This is a genomic window from Alienimonas sp. DA493 (assembly GCF_043951915.1).
GTDB lineage: Bacteria > Planctomycetota > Planctomycetia > Planctomycetales > Planctomycetaceae > Alienimonas.
On sequence record NZ_JBINJD010000241.1, the window covers coordinates 1 to 5,182 of the forward strand.

Genomic DNA, 5,182 nt, shown 5'->3' on the forward strand with positions numbered 1-5,182 from the left:
CACGTCGCCCGGGCCGCTCCCTCACGGTCGCGGCTCTCTGGCCGGCGCCGTTCTCACCGGGGTGCTGTTCGGCCTGTCCGCCCTTTGCCGGCCGACGGTCTGGGCGTTCGGCGGGCTGTGGGCGCTGGGGTGGATCTGGGACCGCCTCCGCGGCCGGGCCGGCTGGCGGCTCGGCTGGGGCCGGCTGGCGCTGGGGGCGGTGGGAGTCACGCTGATCGTCGGCCCGTGGGCGGTGCGAAACTGGGTCGTGTTCGACCGCCCGATCGTCATGACGACCCACGGCGGCTACACGCTGCACCTGGCGAACAACGCGGCGTTCTACGAGGAGGTTGTCCGCGGCCCGGCGGGGGCGGTGTGGGAGGGGGAGAGTCTGGAGCGATGGCAGCGCCGAATGGAGGCCGATCGGTCCTCCGAGTTCTTCACCGCCGGCGCTGGTCCGATCGACGACCCGGGCGCGGGGCCGGACGCCGCCGAGGTCCGTGCGATGCTCGAAGCCGGCCCGCGGGGCATGTCCCCCGGAACGTCGATCAGCCCCACGGTTCATGCCTGGACCGGGGCGCCGGATCTCACGCGACTGGTGATCGCGGGCGGAGTGAACGAGGTGCTGGACGACCGCGAAACGTTCATCACGCGAGAAGCCGAGCGGGGGCGGTTCTGGCGGCACTCCCACAGTCGGATCGACGACGATGGCGGTTATCGTTCGTTTCTCGTCCGGGTTCCGCCCCCGGAGGACGGCCCGGCGGCGGACCGCTGGCACCGGGATCGGGCGATCGAGACCATCCAATCCGATCCCGGCGGGTTCGCCCGCGCCGTGCCGCTGCGGGTCAGTCGGTTGTGGAGTCCCGTGCCGCAGGGGCCGGCGGCGGAGGGGCTGCCGGGGCCGGTTTGGTGGGCGGTGGGCGGGTGGAACGTCGTCGTGTTCCTGCTGGCCGCGGCGGGGGCGGTGCGGGCGTGGCGGAGCGACCGGTGGGCGGCGTGGCGGCCGGTTCTGTTGATGGTCGTCTCGGTGACGGCGGTGCACGCGGTGTACTGGTCGAACGCCCGGATGCGGGGGCCGATCGTGCCGGCGATCGCCGTGCTGGCCGCCGCAGGAGCCTGCGGCGTCCGGCGTCCGGGAGACGCGGCGACGACGGAAACCGAACGGCCGTCGGAGGTTGAGTCGTTCGGGGGCGAAGGGAAATCGTGAGCGACGGGAGCGACTTCCCGTTGACCGCCCGCCGTCGGTCGGCCTAGCACCCGCGGTTCCCCGATCGCCGCCGCCCCCGCTCCGCCTTCCGGGGCGGCTGCGCGCCGCGGGCGATCTTCCAGTCACGGACGAACGGCCCAGCCCTTGCCGGCCCCCGCCCGCCGCCGATTGCCGCCCGTCGGCGCCGCCCGGATCGCTCCGGTCGCGGCGGCGCTCGGTCTGTGGGCGTGCGGGATCGCGGCCGGACAGGACATTTCCTCCCCGGGATTCGCGCCCGGTCCGCCGCCGGCGCCGGTGCCGGACGCCGCCCTGGAGGACTTTTCGAACGAGAACCAGAACGAGGTCGAGGCCCACCCGGTGCTCGCGGCGCCGCTGCCGGCCGCGGTGCCGGCTCCGCCGCCGACGCCGCTGGGGGAGGACCCCGCGCCGTCGTCGCCGTTCCGTCAGCCGATCTTCCGGCTCGGCCCCCGCCCGGAGCCGCTGCCGACCGCCGCGCCGCAGCCGCCCCGCTCCGACGGGGCGCCGCGGCCGCTCCCGGGGCGGCCGAACGGGGCGCCGCGTCCCCGGCCGCTGCTCGATCTGCTGTTGCCGTTCGGCGGGAGCGATCCGGAGCCGCAGCCGCAGCCCGCCCCCCCGCCGATGCCGTTGCCCGAGGGCGACGCCGCCGCCGCGGGCGTCCCCGTCGAGGAAGCCGACGAGGGGCTGACCGTCTCCGCCCTGCGGGCCCGCACCTGGCAGCCGGACGTCGTCGGTCAGACCGGCCCCGGGGCCAAGAACATGGCCGCGGCGCTGGAGCGCATCTCCCTGCTCCGCGGGGACGTGACGCTCACCCAGGGCCGCACCACCGTCACCGCCCGCGAGGGCGTGCTGTGGCGCCGCCCGAACCCCGCCGGGGTGGGCGAGTTGGTCACGATCTATCTGCAGGGCGGGGTGAAACTGAACCGCCCGGGGCACACCGAGAGCAAGCCGGAGATCGTCCTCGAACTGGCGCCGACGTCCCTGACGCTGGACGTCGCCGCCGAGACCGTCGGCGAACCCGCCACCCCCGATCCGCTGCTGACCCGCGCCGCCGAGCGCCGGAAGTACAGCGGCGGCAGCCGCACGACCCGGCTGGGGCCGCCGGTCGATCCGCTGCGCGACCCGCTCGCCGGGCCGGGCGTGGACCTGCTCTCCCCCGCCCCGCCGGCGGAGGCTCCCCCCGGCGAGGCGATCGGCGACGGCCGCCCCGCCGGCGGCGACAGCGAGGTCCGCCGCATCCAACTGCTGCCCCGCAGCGCCGTGCCGCCCTCGGTCAAGTCGTTCGAGAACGACGACACCCTCCCCGCCGAGCAGGTGACGATCGTCACCGGCGGCGTCCGGCTGATCGTCGACGGGCTGGACGTCGGCGGCGGCTTCGGCAGCGTGCTGCCCGGCGAACCGACCGACCAGATCAGTTTGGCCGCGGAGAACGTCGTCGTCTGGACCCGCTCTGCGGGCGGCGGCGGGGTGGTCCCCGGCGTGGCCCGCGTGCAGCCGGCGGACTTCCCGCTGACGGTGTACCTCGAGGGCGATATCGAAATCCGGCAGGGGCGGAACGTCGTGCACGCCGAGCGGGCGGTCTACGACATCCGCGCCGATCGCGGGCTGCTGCTCGACGCGGAACTCTCCACCGTGGTCGCGGGTGCCGGCCCCAACAACACCGAGGGCACCGTCCGCGTGCGGGCCCGGGAACTGCGGCAGCTGGCCGAAGACAACTTCCGCGCCCGGGACGCCTGGTCGAGCGCCAGCGAATTCGGCTTTCCCGGCTACCGCCTGCAAAGCCGGGAACTGTTCCTCGAACCTCGCTACGACGACGTCCCCCGGCCCGGTGCGGAACTCGTCGTCAACCCGGCGACCGGCCAGACCACGACCAAGCGGAACTGGATCCGCAGCTACGACAACCAGCTGATCTTCAATACGCCCCGGACCGGGGACGTACCGACGGTCTATATTCCGTATCTGGCGGCGCCGGCGGAGGACCCGCAGATCCCAATCAAGCAGGTCCAGATCGGCAGCAGCAACGAACGCGGCCGGGAACTGGAGATCATTTGGGACCCGTTCGTCCTGTTCGGGCTGGAGCAGCCCGCGGACGTCAATCTGGACCTGCTGAGCGGGCTCTACAGCGAACGCGGCGTCGCCGCCGGACTGCAGGGCGCCTATACGAACCGCAATCTGTTCGGCCTGCCGGGTCAGGGGATGGGCGACGGTATCGTCTGGTTCGTGCAGGACGACGGACTGGACCGCCTGGGCGTGTACCGTCGCAATATCGAACCGCCGGTGAACGGTCGCTATCGCATCCGCTGGCGCCACCAGCAGATCCTTCCCTCGGAGTTCCTCGCCGGCCGGGGCCGCGTGATCGCCAAGATTGGCAAACGCAGCGACATCAACGTGCTGGAGTCCTGGTGGGAAAACGACTGGGACTACGGCCCCGACGAGGACACCCTGCTGTACGGCACGGGCTCCTTCGAGAACTACGGCTATTCCAACTGGGCCTGGGAGGCGCTGGGGAAGGTCCCGCTGAACGACTTCGTTACCGATACCGGCTGGTATCCCAAGCTCGACCTGTACGGGCTCGGGGAACCGTTGTTGAACGGGCTCGTCACCTACTCCCAGCACAGCAGCGCCGGGTACGGCGACCTGGAGCCGGCGAACTATCCCAGGGACCTGGACTATCGCGTTTTTAATCCGCTGTTCACCGATCTGCCCTACACGGCGGACGTCGAAGGTGGCGTCTTCCTGACCCGGCACGAACTCTCCGCCCCGCTGTGGGCGGGGCCGCTGAACGTCACCCCGTTCGTGATGGCCGAGGGCGCCGCCCAACAGCAGGGCCTGGACGGCGACGACGCCGTGCGGTTCGTCGGCAGCGCCGGCTTCCGGGCGGCGCTGCCCTTCACCCGCGTCTGGCGGAACGTGCACAACCGCACGCTGGGCTTGAACGGTCTCGCCCACAAGGTGCGGCTGGAGGCGACCTACCGCGCCACGAGCACGACCGAACCGATGGGCGAGTTCGCTCAATACAACGCCCTGGACGACGACCCCCAACAGCAGTACCGGGCCCGGCTGCCCCGTTCGATCCTCGGACTGCCGCCCGGCGTGCCGGTCCCCATGGAGATCGATCCCCGCTTCTACGGCGTCCGGCAGGGCGTGGGCGTGGACGTGACGAGCCCGGTGTGGGAACTGGTCGAAGACCAGCAGGTTCTGCGATTGGCCGCCCGCCAACGATTGCAGACGAAGGTCGGCGCCCCCGGCTTCGAACGCATCAAAGACTGGATGACGCTGGACCTCGGCGCGTCCCTGTTCCCCAACGCCGACCGCGATAACTTCGGCGAGACGATCGGTCTGGTGACCACCAACTACGCCTGGAACGTGGGCGACCGCACGCGCTTCCTCGCCTCGTCCAGCTACGACGCCTTCGAAGGCGCCCCGCAGCGGTGGGACGTTGGCTTCTCCACGCAGCGCACCCGTCGCGGCAGTTTTTACACGGGCGTCCGGCACATCGAGGCGCTGGAAATCGACGCGACGCAGTTCGTCAGCAGTTTCAGCTATCGGATGGGACCGAAGTGGGCCAGCGCCTTCGGCTTCTATCAGGACCTGGACAACGCGGAGAACAGCGGGGAGAACCTGACGGTGACCCGCATCGGGACCGAATTTAACGTCTCGGTCGGCGTGCGGTACAACAACGCTCGGGGCGATTCCGGCCTGATCTTCCAGATTGAACCGCGATTCGGCGCCCGCCGGTCCGGCGGATTGCTCGGGCCGGACCCGGATCTGTGATCGAGCGTCGTCGGCCGGCCGATCTGAGCCGGGCTTGAACCTTCGTCCCCCGCTTCGTGAAAGTCGCCGTTTGCCCGGCTCCGTCGTCCCGCCGCTCCGCCGTCCGAGCGCACCCGATCCCTCGCACGGCGTTTCGGAGGCGAACGTCCCCGCGGGGCCGCGGCTCGCGCAGCTCCCGCAGGAGCCGGCGCCGGAGGCCTCCGG

At 71.8% G+C, this 5,182-nt stretch carries 1 protein-coding gene and 1 pseudogene; both read left to right on the plus strand.

The window, feature by feature from the left end; all coding sequences use genetic code 11:
* A pseudogene (locus tag ACG2DA_RS21530) lies at positions 1-1,186 on the plus strand (hypothetical protein); the annotation flags it as partial.
* 144 nt (positions 1,187-1,330) lie between these two features.
* On the plus strand, positions 1,331-4,978 hold the full coding sequence (locus ACG2DA_RS21535; protein ID WP_395258575.1) for a hypothetical protein: 3,648 nt from the start codon (positions 1,331-1,333) through the stop codon (positions 4,976-4,978).
* Positions 4,979-5,182 lie beyond the last annotated feature (204 nt).